Origin of the sequence: Henriciella marina, from assembly GCF_027213945.1 — a bacterium.
Taxonomy (GTDB): Bacteria; Pseudomonadota; Alphaproteobacteria; order Caulobacterales; family Hyphomonadaceae; genus Henriciella; species Henriciella marina_A.
In genome coordinates this window covers 75,374-91,295 of sequence record NZ_JAPWGW010000005.1, presented here as the reverse complement: position 1 = coordinate 91,295, position 15,922 = coordinate 75,374, and the positions used below count along the sequence as shown (strand labels likewise).

The 15,922-nt window shown below is 60.0% G+C and carries 17 protein-coding genes; 10 read left to right on the top strand and 7 right to left on the bottom strand.

The features are described from left to right. Positions 1-43: 43 nt before the first annotated feature. The 7 genes from O4G74_RS14675 (at position 44) to ctrA (ending at position 5,208) form a co-directional block, all read left to right on the top strand. A complete protein-coding gene (locus O4G74_RS14675; RefSeq protein ID WP_269403310.1) occupies positions 44-709 on the top strand; it encodes a hypothetical protein in 666 nt (221 codons plus the stop codon). Then, on the top strand, positions 706-1,647 hold the full coding sequence (locus tag O4G74_RS14670; RefSeq protein WP_269403309.1) for a FliG C-terminal domain-containing protein: 942 nt from the start codon (positions 706-708) through the stop codon (positions 1,645-1,647). Before O4G74_RS14675 ends, O4G74_RS14670 begins: the two co-directional genes overlap by 4 nt. Beyond that, on the top strand, positions 1,644-2,006 hold the full coding sequence (locus tag O4G74_RS14665; protein WP_269403308.1) for a hypothetical protein: 363 nt from the start codon (positions 1,644-1,646) through the stop codon (positions 2,004-2,006). The genes O4G74_RS14670 and O4G74_RS14665 overlap by 4 nt, the downstream gene beginning before the upstream one ends. Positions 2,007-2,101: 95 nt before the next feature. After that, entirely contained in the window at positions 2,102-2,359 is a 258-nt protein-coding gene (locus tag O4G74_RS14660) for a FliM/FliN family flagellar motor switch protein (RefSeq protein ID WP_269403307.1), read from the top strand. A gap of 144 nt (positions 2,360-2,503) precedes the next feature. Then, positions 2,504-3,511, top strand: a complete 1,008-nt coding sequence (locus O4G74_RS14655; protein WP_269403306.1) for a flagellar biosynthesis protein FlhF-like protein — start codon at positions 2,504-2,506, stop codon at positions 3,509-3,511. 1 nt (position 3,512) lies between these two features. Continuing rightward, a complete protein-coding gene (locus O4G74_RS14650) occupies positions 3,513-4,364 on the top strand; it encodes an AAA family ATPase (protein WP_269403305.1) in 852 nt (283 codons plus the stop codon). A 124-nt stretch (positions 4,365-4,488) separates the two neighbouring features. Beyond that, positions 4,489-5,208 (top strand): response regulator transcription factor CtrA, encoded by a 720-nt coding sequence (ctrA, locus tag O4G74_RS14645; protein WP_119378568.1) that lies wholly within the window; start codon positions 4,489-4,491, stop codon positions 5,206-5,208. 77 nt (positions 5,209-5,285) lie between these two features. Here ctrA and O4G74_RS14640 read toward each other — a convergent pair whose 3' ends face one another. The 4 genes from O4G74_RS14640 to dnaK all read right to left on the bottom strand — a co-directional run bounded on the left by O4G74_RS14640 (position 5,286) and on the right by dnaK (position 10,730). Next, entirely contained in the window at positions 5,286-6,767 is a 1,482-nt protein-coding gene (locus O4G74_RS14640; protein ID WP_269403304.1) for an aldehyde dehydrogenase family protein, read from the bottom strand. A 93-nt stretch (positions 6,768-6,860) separates the two neighbouring features. Then, positions 6,861-7,373 (bottom strand): hypothetical protein, encoded by a 513-nt coding sequence (locus O4G74_RS14635; protein WP_269403303.1) that lies wholly within the window; start codon positions 7,371-7,373, stop codon positions 6,861-6,863. Next, a complete protein-coding gene (locus O4G74_RS14630) occupies positions 7,370-8,707 on the bottom strand; it encodes a mechanosensitive ion channel family protein (RefSeq protein WP_269403302.1) in 1,338 nt (445 codons plus the stop codon). Before O4G74_RS14630 ends, O4G74_RS14635 begins: the two co-directional genes overlap by 4 nt. Positions 8,708-8,819: 112 nt before the next feature. Next, a complete protein-coding gene (gene dnaK / locus O4G74_RS14625) occupies positions 8,820-10,730 on the bottom strand; it encodes a molecular chaperone DnaK (RefSeq protein ID WP_269403301.1) in 1,911 nt (636 codons plus the stop codon). A gap of 269 nt (positions 10,731-10,999) precedes the next feature. Between dnaK and O4G74_RS14620 the strand changes: the two genes are divergently transcribed. Beyond that, on the top strand, positions 11,000-11,245 hold the full coding sequence (locus tag O4G74_RS14620; protein ID WP_269403300.1) for a DUF2061 domain-containing protein: 246 nt from the start codon (positions 11,000-11,002) through the stop codon (positions 11,243-11,245). On the opposite strand, the gene O4G74_RS14615 is transcribed toward O4G74_RS14620, so the two are convergent. Further along, a complete protein-coding gene (locus O4G74_RS14615) occupies positions 11,242-11,841 on the bottom strand; it encodes a nucleotide exchange factor GrpE (protein WP_269403299.1) in 600 nt (199 codons plus the stop codon). The two genes, O4G74_RS14620 and O4G74_RS14615, sit on opposite strands and share 4 nt — an antisense overlap. A 19-nt stretch (positions 11,842-11,860) precedes the next feature. Then, complete coding sequence (gene hrcA, locus O4G74_RS14610) at positions 11,861-12,937, bottom strand: heat-inducible transcriptional repressor HrcA (RefSeq protein ID WP_119378575.1); 1,077 nt, start codon at positions 12,935-12,937, stop codon at positions 11,861-11,863. A gap of 88 nt (positions 12,938-13,025) precedes the next feature. On the opposite strand from hrcA, the gene O4G74_RS14605 reads away from it, so the two are divergent. Next, positions 13,026-14,423: an MFS transporter gene (locus tag O4G74_RS14605; protein WP_269403298.1), complete on the top strand. Its 1,398-nt coding sequence runs from the start codon at positions 13,026-13,028 to the stop codon at positions 14,421-14,423. Next, a complete protein-coding gene (gene rph, locus O4G74_RS14600; protein WP_018147991.1) occupies positions 14,423-15,148 on the top strand; it encodes a ribonuclease PH in 726 nt (241 codons plus the stop codon). Before O4G74_RS14605 ends, rph begins: the two co-directional genes overlap by 1 nt. A gap of 55 nt (positions 15,149-15,203) precedes the next feature. On the opposite strand, the gene O4G74_RS14595 is transcribed toward rph, so the two are convergent. Next, a complete protein-coding gene (locus O4G74_RS14595; protein WP_269403297.1) occupies positions 15,204-15,641 on the bottom strand; it encodes a group III truncated hemoglobin in 438 nt (145 codons plus the stop codon). Positions 15,642-15,922: the final 281 nt, after the last annotated feature.

Below are 15,922 nucleotides of genomic sequence, written 5' to 3'. Positions count from 1 at the left end.
GAGAGATCCCAAGGGGCAGGTCATGACAGCAGGCAGGTCAATTATGCCAGGAGGCACGCGGCTGGTGGCGCTCATTGCGCTCGCCATCACTGCGTGCCTTTTCGCATGGCGTGCCAACACGCTGCTGTCTGACGGCGCGCCGTCAGCAGAAGCGCAGACCTTCGAGCAGCGTCAGCTGACGAACCTGCTTGAGCCGGTGTTCGGTGCCAGGAATGTCCGTGTCGCAACGCACACGGGCAGCGATGGCAACCAGCAATTTCTGCTTCTGGTCAACTCCACCGAGCGCGGCGTGCCTGTAGACCGCACAGTGTTTGATCGTGTTGTCACCATCCTCGAGACGACGGCAGGATATGATCGCGCCGCAGACAGCCTGCACATCCAGCCTTTCGCATTCGCGCCCGGCACCGCTGGCGGGCTCCAGCAAGTCGAGATGTATGAGCTGGGCGCGCTGGGCGCTGTCGCCCTGCTCATCCTGATTTACATGCTGCTTCCTTTGCGCTCACGCGATGAGGTCACTGACCCGTTTCCACGCGCCGAGGCACCGCTTGAGCTGAAATCCGCAAGCCAGATGATGCGGTCACCGGCAGAGCCGGCGCAAGCTGCGAATGAGGACGAGTTTATCGATGTCAGAGAAGCGGCCATGCGCGACCCGAAAGCAATTGCGCAGGTTGTTCGCGGATGGCTCTCGTCAGACGAGGGCGAAAAATGAGCCTTCCAGCATTCCAGCAGCCAGAGACAGCCTCTCGTACCGGTAACCAGCCAGGTCTTGATCGCGCCGCTCGCCTTATGCGAATGCTTGGCCCTGCGGCCGCGGGCGTGTGGAACGAACTTTCAGCCGGCGAGACAGCGAACCTTCGCCAGGCCATGACTGCAGGGCCGATCCAGCCACGCGCAGAAGACGCCGCTGAATTACGCCGCGCCCTCTCCCGACAGCCGGACTTGCCGGCCAGTGAGCCGCAGAATATCTGGCAGCGCCTCTGCGACCTTGAAGCCGGCGCACTCGCCGGCATGCTGCAGGAGGAACATCCCCAGACGCTATCGCTGATCCTGTCGCAAATGCCCGCGCCCGGCGCAGCAAAGCTTGTGCACGCCCTGCCCCGCCCAGCGGCGATCAAGGCGATGCGGGGGCTCATGTTGCTTGGTCCGGTCCACCCAGCCACACTGAGAACGATCGAAGCCCAGCTTGAGGCACTCGCTGCAACGCGCACCGATGGTTTCAAAGCAGCCGGACCAGTTGGCGTCGCCCGTATCTTCGACAGGCTGAGCAACGGGCTTGAGACATCCTTCCTCAAGGCTCTCGAAGCATCCGACCCGGGCTGTGCCGCGCGGATCCGTGCGCACATGTTCACGTTTGACGACCTCGCGGCGCTTGAACCTGCCGCAATCCAGACTGTGCTGTCGCAGGTCGACCGCTCTGTCCTGGCATTGGCGCTGAAAGGGGCCAGCACTCCTGTGCGTGAGGTCTTCATGAAGAACATGACAAAGCGCGCTGGTGAGCTTCTCGTCTCCGAGATCGGCGCGGCGGGTCCAGTGAAGCGCTCGCGCGTCGAAGCAGCCCGCACAGAGATTACCGACATTGCTCGCCATCTCGCCCGCCGGGGCGACATTCTTGCGCGCGATGACATTGACGATGAGCTGATCGAATGAGCGCCGCCCGCCAGCAGACCGTCACCCCATTCGAGTTTCGCAGCGATTTCAGCGCGCCCGTCCCTGCTCCGATGGGCCCGGAGAAGATCGCGATCAGCATTTCCGAACTTTCCGCGCTTCTCGAAGATACGCGCCGCAGTACGCTGGACATGGTGCGTGACCGTGAAGCGAAGGCACGCAATGCCGCCATCGAGCGGTCATCGGATGCGCTGCGGATTGCGCTCCTGCAAATCGTCGAGCTTGCAAATGCGCTTGAAAAAGCATCGATTTCGGAAAGTGTCCGCCAGGATGCAAAGGCACGAATTCGCAAGATTGCATCCGAGCTCGTTGACGGGCAGGGCAATCTCTTCCAAGGGTGATTCGAACCTGAAATTTTGAGGGGCGAGGTCGCGCGGTAACCCGCGCGAAACCTTTTCGGCCAACCTTCAACACCAAGACCGGGAGGAGCGATACGATGAGCGGGCGTGCGTCTGGATCAAATCTGCTGGATGTGCCTGTGCGAGTCGATGTCATTCTCGGCGAGGCGCGAATCCCGATCGAGAAACTGAGTGCCATGCGCGGCGGCGAGATCGTCGCGCTGGAGCGATTCATTAATGAACCTGTGGACATCTACGTGTCCGACCAGCTTCTGGCGCGCGGGCGCCTGATCGTCAGCAACGGACAGCTCGGCGTGAAACTCTCTGAAATTCTTGATGAAAAGCAGGCTGCTTAATCGGGGCTCTTTCTAAGCCCGACAGCACGAACCCGGCTTTCCATGCATGAAAGTCTGGGGATAACTCTGCCAGTCCTAACAGATTGACAGAATTCGTTAACCTTTCTCGCCGACAACCGATCTCCAGAATGGAGTGATTTGCTCATGCGCATGAAAATGTTCGCAGCCGAGAGTCTGGAAGCGGCAAAGGCCATGATCTTTGCCGAGATGGGCGACGACGCCATCATTCTCTCGGAGCGCGAAGTCCCTGGTGGTGTTGAAGTCCGCGCTGCAACCGACAAGCTCGGCGGCGGCATGGTTCCGAGCGAGCCGCGTTTTGTAACCCGTATTGATCGCACCGGCGTCATGGGTCGTCCGCAGGAAAATCCACTGCGCAACCGCGTGCGCGATGCGCTGCTCTGGCATGGTGCCCCGCCGCGCTTTGCGGACCGCGTGGCCGATGCGGGAATTCCAGCCAGCGCCAAGTCCAGCGATCCGGCTGACATCCTCGCCTGCGGCCTCGACGCGCTGATCAGCTGCGACCCGATCGCCGCACGCCCGGTGCGCGACATCATCCTCGTCGGGCCACCAGGACATGGCCGCACGGCAACGGCCGCAAAGCTGACCCGCCGGGCCGCCGTTGCTGACACACGTATCCTGCCTGTTGCGGCCGACCTCGACGCAACTGCAGGCGGCGCGCAGCTCGCAGCCTATCTTGAGCTTGAGCAGGACCAGATCCGTGTCGCGCGCACGCCAGATGACCTTTTCGAGCTGCTGCGCACTGCGCGCGAAGATGGCGACCGCTGCGTGATCGATCTTCCGGCCATCGTTCCTTTCGACCGTGAGGACATGGCCAGCCTGAAAGACCTCATTGCCGTTATTGACGCTGAACCGGTTCTCGTCATATCGGCCGAAGGCCACCCTGATGATCTCGCCGATGCTGCGCACGCTTTTGCAGATGCCGGTATAAAGCGCGCGATTATCTCCAAACTGGATGTGACGCGAAGGCGCGGCGGTATTGTCGCAGCGCTGAGCGGCGCTGGTATATCCTTCGCCCAACTTGGGATCACCCCGTTCATCGGCGGCGGACTCACGCCCGCAACACCGGCCCGGCTATCAAAGATCCTGCTGGAAGAAGCTTCAGCAGATTTCGCACTGAGAGGAGCTGCATGAGATGAGCTTCATGCTTCCAAAATCGATGGACAGACCAAAAGCGCCGCAAGGCAAGTCTCATCACAGACGCGTTGAACCGGGTTCGATCATAGCGGTCGCATCCGGGAAAGGCGGTGTGGGAAAGACGTTCATGTCGATCACACTGGCCAGTGCCTTTGCCCAGCAGGGGCAGAGGACGCTTCTTGTTGATGGCGACCTTGGTCTAGCAAACGTGGACGTCCAGCTCGGCATTGAGCCGATCACCGACATCGCTGCGGTGATCGCAGGCTGGGTTGAACTAGAAGACGCAGTGACGCCGGTTGATGGCGGCGCTGGCGATGGCGGCTTTGATGTGCTGCCGGGCCGCTCTGGCTCTGGTGCACTGGCAGAGCTCTCTTCCGATGAAGTGTCCCGCCTCGCTGCTGGCCTGACGACGCTGTCGCTGCAATACGACAAGATCGTTCTCGACCTTGGCGCCGGAATCGAAGCCAACTGCATGCGTCTTGCGCGCGCCGCCGATAAGGCGCTGATCGTGATCACCGACGACCCGTCCTCAATGACTGATGGCTACGCCTTCATGAAGGTGCTTCGCGGCTATGCGCCGGACGTCGACCAGCACGTTGCTATCAACCAGGCGGCGAACCGCGCCATGGGCCAGCAGACCTATGAAGCGATCGCCATGGCCTGCCGCAAGTTCCAGGGGTACCGCCCACCGCTCGCCGGGATCGTCCACCGCGACGAAAAGGTGCGCGAAGCAGTGCGTTGCCAGCGGACATTGATCTCGACCGATCCGACGGCGCAGCCAATCCAGGATGCGATCGCCATCGCACAGACTTTCATCGGCCGCTCAGGCGGACGGGACCTGCATTATTAAGAGGTGTGAACAAAATGGGGCAATTAATTACCAGTGTTAAACTCTTGGTAATTCTCGCTCCATAGATTCACATTGGTTAACGGGGCGGCTACTGTGTCGCTAGACTGATTCGGGAGAGTGACACATGCGAGTGCTTCTAATTGAGGATGACAGCTCCGTCGCACGTAGCATCGAACTGATGCTCAAGGCGGCTGGCTTCAACATCTATACCACCGACCTCGGCGAAGAGGGCGTGGACCTCGGCAAGGTGTATGAATACGACATCATCGTGCTTGACCTCGACCTGCCGGATATCTCTGGCTACGACGTGCTCAAGCAGCTTCGCATGGCCCGTATCAATACGCCGGTCCTGATCCTCTCCGGTAATCCGGACATCGAAGCCAAGGTGAAGACGCTCGGCTACGGCGCTGACGACTACCTCACCAAGCCATTCAACAAGGATGAGCTGATTGCCCGGATCACGGCGATTGTCCGCCGCTCCAAGGGCCACGCCGAGAGCGTCATCCGCACCGGCGAGATCGTCGTCAATCTCGACTCCAAGACGGTTGAGGTCGAAGGCGACCGCGTGCACCTCACCGGCAAGGAATACCAGATGTTCGAGCTGCTCTCGCTCAGGAAGGGCGTGACGCTCACCAAGGAAATGTTCCTGAACCACCTTTATGGCGGCATGGACGAGCCTGAACTCAAGATCATCGACGTCTTCATCTGTAAGCTCCGCAAGAAGCTCGCAAAAGCGACTGCAACTTCCGACAATCCGGACGGCGAGCATTACATCGAAACCGTCTGGGGCCGCGGCTATGTGCTGCGCGACCCGAAAAAGAAAGAAGACGCGATCGCTGCCTAGTGGCCGCCGTCAAACCGAACAGTCAGGAAGCCCCGGCCCTAGAGCCGGGGTTTTTCTTTGGCGCAAGGCGCCCTGCCCTAACCAAGATCATTGAGTGAGTACGGATACTGGCGCGGCTCGCGCTGGATGGTGATCCATTGATCGGTGGTGAACGCGTCCACAGCCCAGCGGCCGTTAAAGCGGCCAATGCCTGAATTCTTCTCGCCGCCAAACGGACTGAAAGGAGAATCGTTGACCGGCTGGTCGTTCACGTGGGTCATGCCCGCCTCAACCTGCTTGGCGAAAGCGACGCCGCGTTCGATATCGCGGCTGAAGACAGAACTGGAGAGGCCGTATTCCGTCTTGTTTGCGAGGCGAAGTGCATCGGCCTCGTTCTTGGCCCGAACGATCGGGGCGACCGGCCCGAATATTTCATTCGTGCAGAGGCAGGAGTCCTCATCGACATCAACGAACACATGAGGCGGAATGACGAGGCCATCGCGCTCGCCGCTGACACGGCAATCAGCGCCTTCTGCCGTTGCCTTCTCAATCAGCTCCATCACGCCATCAGCCTGGTCTTCATTCACCAGCGGGCCAACGAATGTATAGGGCTTTGATGGATCGCCGACCTTCAATGCCTTTGCGCGAGCGACAAACTTGTCAGCGAACTCATCAAAGACACTGTCGTCGACAATGATGCGATTGATCGCCATGCAAATCTGCCCGGCATGCATAAATTTGCCCCAGATCGCCGCATCGACCGCCGCATCGATATCCGCGTCATCCAGCACAACGATGGGTCCATTGCCGCCAAGCTCGAGCTCGAGCGGTTTCAGGATGGCTGACTGCGCAACCGTCTCCGCAATACCACGCCCGACCGGCGTAGAGCCGGTAAATGAAACAAGGCGTGGGATTTCATGTTCAACCAGCGCCGTGCCGACGTCCGAACCACCGCCGGGAAGCACGCTGACAAGGCCTTCAGGAAAGCCTGCCTCTTCTAGAAGCTTCGCGAAGATCGTGCCGCCGGTCACAATAGAGTCGCTGGCCGGTTTCAACACCACGGCGTTGCCGACAGCCAACGCCGGCGCAAGCGTGCGGGCAGTCAACTGCAGCGGGAAATTCCAGGGGCTGATCAGAGCGACAACGCCAACAGGCTGGCGATAGGAGCGGGACTCCTTGCCGGGGATATCCTCTGGCAGAATGCGGCCTTCGACCATGAAGGGCAGCACTGCCGCCTCTCTCAACACGCCGAGAACGAGCTGCACCTCAAGCGCCGCTTTGACCTGCGTGCCGCCAATCTCGCGCGTGATCCAGTCCATGACTTCTTCACGGCGCGCTTCGAGCGTGTCAGCCAACGCTGACATCCTGGCTGAGCGTGCGGAAGGCGGAAGAGCAGACCATTCGGTTTGCGCGGCCTTAGCTGCCTTGCAGGCTTCATCGACATCATCGGTCGTTGCCGCCTTCATCTCGAAAATGGTTTCGCCTGTGTATGGGTTCTTGTTCGTCAGCGTCTTGCCAGTGCCCTGACGCCATTTACCGGCAAGGAAAATCTGGTTGAGATCGGTATAAGCGTCAGTCATGGGAGCTCCTGTAAGTCAGACAGAAGCTAGAATTCCCGGGCGCGCTGTCATGTTCCGTTGGTGCGACAAGCTGAGACGGGGACGGCCGTAAACTCAGGCCCCGATATTATCGCGTAATCCAGACAGAAAGCGCCGGACGCCGGTTTCTGCCGCGGATACCTCGAAGGCCTCAAGACTGTCTTCGGTCCACGCAGCCTCTGGCGCGAGCATTTTCAGGAGAGCGGCGTGTTCTTTCCGCTGGGCCTGGCTGAGGGGAAGTCTATCCGCTTCGCGAAGCAACAAGAGCAACTCATGTATACGCCGCATAATGTGAAAGGCACGGCCCATGCGCGACATCAGCTCCGGGTCTTCACGCCAAGTGCCGCCGTTGAAGACCTGCTGCACGACGCGCTGGCCTGCCCCGTGGCAATCGAAAGCTATGCAACCTTTGAAGCCGCAATCTGACAGCTTCTCATGTATGCGGCACCCAAAGCAGTCATCGAGATGCCGGCAAGGCTCACCGCCCGCCTTGTCGAAGGCGAAAGCCTCAGACTTATCGAACGGCAGAAGCACGCAGCAGAGCGCGGCGCACTGACTACAATCAGCCTCGAGCGCGGGAAGGTTCATTCGCCTTCTTCGCCCCCACCCGCTTCGGTGCCCTTGTCGCCGCCATCACCGTCCACGGCGCGTCCTTTCGGCTGTGGGCCCGTGGTGGAGCGGCCACCTCCTCTCGCAGAGCCCTTCACGCTCTTGCTGCGGTTCTTGGACGGGACATCGTTGTCATCCTCGCCCTCTTCGTCGTCATCGCCCGGCGGGCTGAAGGTTTCCGGCGCAAAACCGTCGGGCAGCTTCTCGAAATAGAGAGACCGGCTTGGGAAAGCGAAGCTTGCCTCGTGCTCCTCGACCGTCTTCTTGATGAAGAAGGCAAGCTGTTCCTTGATGGCGAGCCATTCGCCCCAGGTCGTCGTCTTGGTGAAACAGTAGACCATCAGGTTCACGGCTGAATCACCGAATTCATCGACATGCACAAAGGTCGACACGTCAGAAGCTGGAGCGAAGTCGTCAGTCTTCTCGATATAGTCAGCTATGGCGCCGCGGATCTTGTTCAGCGTCTCACTGTCGGTGCGATATTCCAGCCCGATCTTCCAGTAGATCCGACGATGCGTCATGCGCGAGAAGTTGACCAACGGATTATCGGCTAGTTTGGCATTCGGCACATAGACCGGCGCCTTGTCGAAACGGCGCACCGTGGTGGAGCGAAAGCCGACATCCTCTACCGTGCCCTCGACAACACCGTCGACGAACACCCAGTCGCCCTTGGCAAGGCGCTGCTCTGCAATGATGGTCATACCAGCGATCAGGTTTTTGAAGAGATCCTGTGCACCGAGCGCGACGGCGACCGAAAGCAGCGACAGCGAGGCCAGGAATGGAATGACTGGAATGCCCCAGACATTAAGGATCGCTGCGCCGCCGATAAAGACGATCACGCCCTGAAGTATGCGCGTCACCCATCCGATGAAGGTGTCGCCGAGCACCTGCTGGACACGTCCGGCAAGTTGCAGGAGCGGTTTCACAAGCCGGTAGAGCGCCCAGAAGATCGCAAATATAATGACCGACTGGGTCAGCGAGATGAAGAAGGTATCGACGTCGCCCTCAGCGCCCATAGCTTGCGCGGCAAAGAAGATACCCGCAGCGACAGGAAGCAGGGAGATTGGCGCTTTCAGCGCATCGACCAGCTTGTCGTCAAAATCGGTTTCGGTCTCGCCCGCCATCTTGCCGATGGTCGCAACGATGATCTTTGCAATCAGGCCGCGCGCGAAGAAGGCGACCATGAGGATGATGATGGCGAGAACGCCGCGCCCGATGGGCTGTCCCAGAAACCCTGTGTTCAGCACACTCTCGACCTGACCCCAGAAATCCTGAAGTGCCTGGACGAAACCAAGTTCGGTAAGCTGTTCCATCGCTGCTTCCCATTCTCGGGCGGTCGCGCCTCAGACGCATCGCCCTGTCTTGTGATAGCAAAACGCCCCGCAAGTGTGTTGCGGGGCGCTTCAGTGTCAGATGAGGGTGGGTTTAGGCCGACTTGCGGTCGTCGTCCACCTCTTCGAAGTCAGCGTCGACGACGTCATCGTCGCTCGAGGCCGCATCGGCTTTAGCGTCGGTCTCTGCCGCTTCTTCCTGCTGGCTGGCATAGATTGCCTCGCCCAGTTTCATGGCGGCGGTCATCAGTGCCTGATGCTTGGCCTGAATGTCTTCGAGGTTTTCGCCTTCAGCAGCTTTCTTGAGCTCCTCAGAGGCTTTCTCGATTTCAGACTTCACTTCGGTGCCGACCTTGTCGCCATGCTCGGCGAGCTGCTTCTCGGTTTGGTGGACCAGAGCTTCGGCACCGTTCTTGGCTTCGACCAGTTCGCGGCGCTTCTTGTCAGCCTCGGCGTTGGACTCTGCGTCCTTCATCATCGAGTTGATCTCGTCGTCGGAAAGGCCGCCATTCGCCTGAATGGTGATCTTCTGCTCTTTGTTGGTCGCCTTGTCCTTGGCCGACACGTTCACGATGCCGTTGGCGTCGATGTCGAACGTCACCTCGATCTGCGGGACGCCGCGTGGAGCCGCCGGCAGGCCTTCGAGGTTGAACTGGCCAAGGATCTTGTTGTCGGCAGCCATCTCACGCTCACCCTGGAAGACGCGGATCGTCACGGCCGGCTGATTGTCCTCAGCGGTCGAGAAGGTCTGCGACTTCTTGGTCGGGATCGTGGTGTTGCGGTCGATGAGGCGCGTGAAGACACCGCCCAGCGTTTCGATACCGAGAGACAGCGGGGTCACGTCGAGAAGGACGACATCCTTCACGTCGCCCTGCAGGACGCCGCCCTGAATGGCTGCACCGATGGCAACAACCTCGTCAGGGTTCACACCCTTGTGCGGTTCCTTGCCGAAGAAGTCCTTCACGGCGGCCTGAACAGCCGGCATGCGGGTCATACCGCCGACAAGCACGACTTCGTCGATGTCGGAGGTCGACTTGCCAGCATCGGCCAGCGCCTTCTTGCAAGGCTCGATCGTGCGCTTCACGAGGTCCTCGACGAGGCTCTCATACTTGGCACGGCTCAGCTTGATGTTGAGGTGCTTTGGACCGGACTGGTCGGCCGTGATGAATGGCAGGTTCACTTCGTACTGCGTTGCAGACGACAGTTCCTTCTTCGCCTTCTCGGCTTCTTCCTTCAGACGCTGAAGGGCCAGCTTGTCCTTGGAAAGGTCAATGCCCTGATCCTTCTTGAACTCGCTGACTAGGAAATCGACGATGCGAAGGTCGAAATCTTCACCGCCGAGGAAGGTGTCACCATTGGTCGACAGCACTTCGAAGACGCCGTCGCCAATCTCAAGGAGCGACACGTCGAACGTACCACCGCCAAGGTCATAGACAGCGATCGTCTTGTTCTCTTCTTTGTCGAGACCATAAGCGAGCGCGGCAGCCGTCGGCTCGTTGATGATGCGCAGGACTTCAAGGCCTGCGATCTTGCCGGCGTCCTTGGTGGCCTGACGCTGGGCGTCGTTAAAGTAGGCCGGAACCGTGATGACGGCCTGCGTCACTTCTTCGCCGAGATAATTCTCAGCAGTTTCCTTCATCTTGGTCAGGATGAAAGCGGAAATTTCCTGCGGCGCGTATTCCTTGTCGCGGCCCTTGACCCAGGCGTCGCCGCCCTTGCCCTTGACGATCTCGAATGGCGAAATCGCCTTGTCCTTCTGCGCGGTCGGGTCGTCGAACTGACGGCCGATCAGGCGCTTGATCGCATAGAAGGTGAAATCAGGGTTGGTGACGGCCTGACGGCGCGCCGGCATACCGATGAGGCGTTCGCCGCCTTCGGTGAAGGCAACCACGGACGGGGTCGTACGTGCGCCTTCTGCGTTTTCAATGACCTTGGCTTCTTTGCCATCCATGACGGCAACACAGCTATTCGTGGTGCCGAGGTCGATACCGATAATCTTTCCCATTTCTACTCTCTCTTCTTTCAGCCGCCGCCATTTCGTTTTTCAGGGCCTGTCGAGGCAGCACCCCGAAACAGCGGCTCTACGGGTTGAGATGTGCGCCTGCCATCATTGGCAAACACGTCCTACCGCTGCGATATGGGAAGGCCTTTTGCTGGCTCAAGAGGCTGGATCACATTTGAGTGAGCCTACCTCTGCTTGATATTGAAAATTCCGATACATCTATTTCGAATAATAGTCTGGAACTCTAGCTCGCTCCGCCTATTTTCATTTACATGTCCAGCCTGTTGCCCCGCCTGCCCCGTGCCGTCGTCAAAACCATGACCTACAGCGCCATGCACCTCACCGTCGCGGTGTCGGTTGCCTATGCGCTGACAGGCAACCTCGCCATCTCACTTGGCATCGGCCTCATTGAACCTGCAGTCCAGACCGTGGCCTACATGATCCACGAGGATGCATGGCGACGCGCAGGCAGCGGGGATCAGGTGACGGACGCCGAACCTGACCCCTGGAATGCCTAGTTTGCCGGACCTGAACTGACCGCGACGATTGCGGCCCGCAAGGTACGCTCCCCGATCTTCCAGCCGGACTGGAAGGTTTCGGCGATAGACCCGGACGGGTGCTGCGACGGAATCTGGCTGACAGCTTCGTGTTTGTTCGGGTCGAAAGTTGCGCCCGGTTCCGCGTCGATCGCTGTGACGCCATGCTTGGCGAGCTTCGCGTGCAGTTCTTTCTGCGTCATCTCGACACCGCCGAGCAGATTCTGGCCAGCCTCGGTCAGGGCGTCGCGCTCCTCATCGGGCAAGGCCGCGAGTGCACGCGCAAGATTGTCGGACACGCTGAGCAGGTCGCCGGCGAACTTCTCCACCGCATAGACGCGTGCGTCAGCGATTTCCTTCTGGGACCGCTTGCGGACGTTTTCCATCTCCGCATGGGCGCGCAGCACCTGGTCTTTCAGGGCCGTGACCTCGCCTTCCAGCTCGGCAATTCGGGTGTCAGCGTCCGGTTCGCGGTTGTCGGCTTCTGCAGCCTCTTCCAGCACCTCTGACTCCGGAGAGCCCGCATCGAGGTTTTCAGTTTCTACCGCTTCGGGTGGACGCTTCTGATCTTCAGTCATGTTCGCTTCCGTTTGTTCTTCATTTCTGGCGCTCGCCGAGTATCTGGCTGACGATACGCGCGGTATAGTCAACCATCGGGATAACCCTTGCATAGTTTAGCCGGGTCGGACCGATCACGCCGAGTGCGCCGATAACCTGTCTTGAGGCGTTCATATAGGGGGCAACAATCAGGCTTGAACCCGACAACGGAAAAAGCCTGTTTTCAGCACCGATGAAAAGGCGCACCCCTTCAGCTTCGCGTGTGGAGTCCAGCACGTCCAGCAGCCCTTTCTGACGGTCCAAGATGTCGAATAGCTGGCGGACCTGCTCCATATCGTCTGCCGCGCGCGAATCAGAAAGAAGGTTTGCGCGCCCGTGCACGATCAGCGCGCGTTCCTCTCCCGGAACTTCGCCTGCCCATTCAGCCAGACCTTTTTCGACCAAAGAGGTCGCTGCGGCATCGAGCTCGGCACGTCTCTCGGCGATTTCGCTCCGGATGGCCAAAGCTGCTTCGCGCAGGGTACGCCCCTTCATCCGCGCAGCAAGATAATTGCCGGCCTCGATGAGTGTCGTGACAGGCAGGCCCTTTGGTATGGGGACGAGGCGATTTTCGACTTCGCCCAGCTCATCGACCAGGATGCAAAGCGCCTCGCCAGTCGCCAGCGGGACAAATTCGACATGGCGGACAGGCCGCTCGCGTGTCGGCGAAGACACAAGCCCAGCCCCACCTGCAAGGCCGGAAAGAATCGATGAGGCTTCTTTCAGCACCCCCTGGAGGTCCCGTCCATTGGCGCGAAGTCGATCCTCGATGGCGCCGCGATCATTCTCGACGGGTTCACCAATCTCAAGGAAGCCATCGACGAAAAGGCGTAGCCCGATATGGGTCGGCATCCGCCCAGCAGAGATATGAGGGCTGTCCAGAAGACCAAGCTCTGTCAGGTCCGACATGACGTTGCGAATCGAAGCCGGAGACAGGCCAATCCCGCTTTTTGACAGGGTACGGGAGCCGACGGGCTCACCGGTTTCCAGATAGGTTTCGACAATCTCACGGAAGATAGAGCGAGAGCGCTCATCGAGGCTCTGGAGAAGGCCGGTTGGTTTGAAATTCTCGGTCATGGGCGCGAATTTCCGGGGTTTGCAATCACGCGTTTAATCGGTTGTTTTTCTCTTGGACGCGGACCGCAAATGGGTTTCAGTCTGATCCATGTCCAGTGTGCCAACGAAACTGTCTACCTCACAAGTGATTGCATACGGCTCGGTCGGAATCCCCTTCGGGGCGGTCGGCCTGCCTATGGCGGTCTTCATTGCCCCTTTCTATGCCGAACAGATGGGCCTCGGCACAGCCATGGTGGGGATCATCTTCATGATCCTGCGGTTCTGGGACCTTTTCTCAGACCCGGTCATGGGCTGGCTGGTCGATACCAAGCCGTCCCGCATGGGCAAGATCAAGCACTGGCTGATCATCGCGGTGCCAATCCTGCTCCCGGCCGTCTGGCTCCTCTATAACCCGATCGGGCCTCCGGTCTCGCCGCTCTTCCTCGGGATCATTCTGTTCATTTTCTATATCGGCACGACGATGATCACGACGCCGCACCAGGCCTGGGCCCCGTCGGTTGCGCGCTCCTATGACGAGCGTTCGCGCCTCTTCATGTGGCGCGAACTTTTCACCATCTCCACCATGCTCGTCATGCTCGCCCTGCCCTCACTTCTGGAGCGGTTTGGCGGGGTGACCTTTGCCCAGCAGATATCGATCATGGGCTGGTTCCTGATCATCGCCCTGCCGGTCACCGTCGGCGCTGCCGTCTGGCTCGTTCCGGACCCCCAGCCTGACCCGAACGCCCCGAAGGCCAGCTTCCATCCGTCCGCCATTCTCGAAGCGCTTCGTCAGCAGACCCTGTGGCGGCTGCTGGCAACAGAGATATTCATCGGGATCGCCATTGCCGGCACAGCCGGCACATTCCTCTTTGCCTCCTTCTGGGGCTTCGGCGTGGGTCATGGCGCCGCCTCTCTTATCCTGATGGCGCATTTCATTGCCGGTTTCGCGGCAATGCCCGTCTGGGTCTGGCTGTCCAAGCGCACCGAAAAATATGTTGCTATGCGCTATGTCTGCATGTGGTCGGCCATCACCTATATTGCCTATTTCCCGCTTTCGGTTTTTGGCGGCGGCATTGTTCCGCTTCTGATCGCTGCCGTCATTTCGGGCTTCGGATATGGCTCGCCCTTCATCCTGGTGCGCTCCATGATGGCCGACCTTGTCGAGGCCGAAGAAGCGCGCGGCGGGGCCAACCGGGCGGGGCTTTTCTTCTCGCTCATGTCGGGCGCCTACAAGACCGGGGCGAGCTTCGCCATCGGCATTCCCTACATCCTTCTCGGCGTCCTCGTCGGCTTCAATCCGGCGGGCGAGAACTCACCAGAGACCGTGCGCGGCCTGATGGCGGTCTTTGTCGGGGTGCCGGTGGTGTCCTACGCCCTCGCCGCAATCCTGATCTGGAAGTACCCGATCACCCGCGCCGTACAGGCAAAGGCAGCAGAAGCCATGAGCGGGGGTGGACAAGCCAATCTCGAGTCGCTTCACCCCCCGGTGAAAGATGGAGATTTGTAATGACCGACCTCGTACGCCCGTCGGGCCGCACCGCAGACCAGCTGCGCGATATCGTGCTGGAAACCAATGTAACCCGCTACGCTGAAGGCTCGTGCCTTGCGAAATTCGGCCACACCCATGTGCTCTGCACCGCCTCATGGTCAGACAGCGTGCCGCCATGGCTGCGCGGTCAGGGCAAGGGCTGGGTCACCGGCGAATACGGCATGCTGCCGCGCGCCACCCACACCCGTGGCAGCCGGGAAGCGGCCCGCGGCAAGCAGTCCGGCCGCACGCAGGAAATCCAGCGCCTTATCGGCCGTAGCTTGCGCTCGGTTGTCGATCTGACGGCGCTCGGCGAAAACCAGCTCACCATCGACTGCGACGTCATCCAGGCCGATGGCGGCACGCGCACAGCCTCCATCACCGGCGGCTTTGTCGCCATGGCGCTCGCGCTGAAATACATGCGCGAAGAAGGCGTCATCAAGACCGACCCGATCCAGAAACAGGCCGCCGCCATTTCGGTCGGCCTGTACAAGGACCACCCCGTCCTCGACCTCGACTACCCCGAAGACTCCGGCGGCGAAGGCGACATGAACGTCGTCATGAGCTCAGATGGCGGCTTCATCGAAATCCAGGGCACCGGCGAAGAGCGCCCAATGACCCGGCCTGAAGTCGAGGAAATGATGCGGCTGGCGGAAAAAGGCTGCACGGAGCTCTTCGAGGCGCAGAAGAAGGCGATCGGGTAGCTTCAAGACCCCACCCCAACCCTCCCCTTTCGCGCGGGAGGGATAGGGTGGGGCCCTAGCCCCGCTCCAGACTGTCGAGCCCGAACATGGCGAGCTGCAAACTTTGCGCGATCCGCTCGGCGCGAACCATGAAATAGTCCACGGTTTCAGCGCCCGGCGAGATATCCTCCAGCGTGCGCCTGAACAGGCCCAGCCATTCACCGAAATCCTCGCGCCGGACGCCCTCAAGCTTCATGTGCGCAGGCACGGGCTTGCCGGAATAACGCCCCGCATTCATCGCCACAGACGCCCAGAAGTCCTTCAGCTTTGCGAGGTGGTCAGGCCAGTCATCAATCTCACCATTGAAAATCGGCCCGAGTCGGTCGTGCTGCCTGACCCGCGCGTAGAAGGTCTCCACGAGCTTCGAGATGAAGGCGTCATCAATACCAAGGCTCCCGGCATGGGCCTTAATATCGCGGCGTCGCTCCTCAGCAGTGCGTCTCTGATAAGTCATGACTTACGCGTGCCACAACACGGCCAAGACCGTCGATACGCAAATGTACCGACGCCTTACTCCGCCAGCTGCCTGCTCTCGAAAGGCCGCGTGCTTAGACGTCACTCGGGAGCGAAGTCGAACCATTCGGGGCGCGCGAAACGCCGCATCGCCAGCCACGTCACGCTCCTGCATGATCGCTTTGATTGCCGGGCATACCCTATGAGCGAAGTTCGAACTTCCCGCGCTTTAGCGTTCCAGTCGCCTTGGCGAGTCGTCCTTGGCTGTATCCTGGCAGGGCC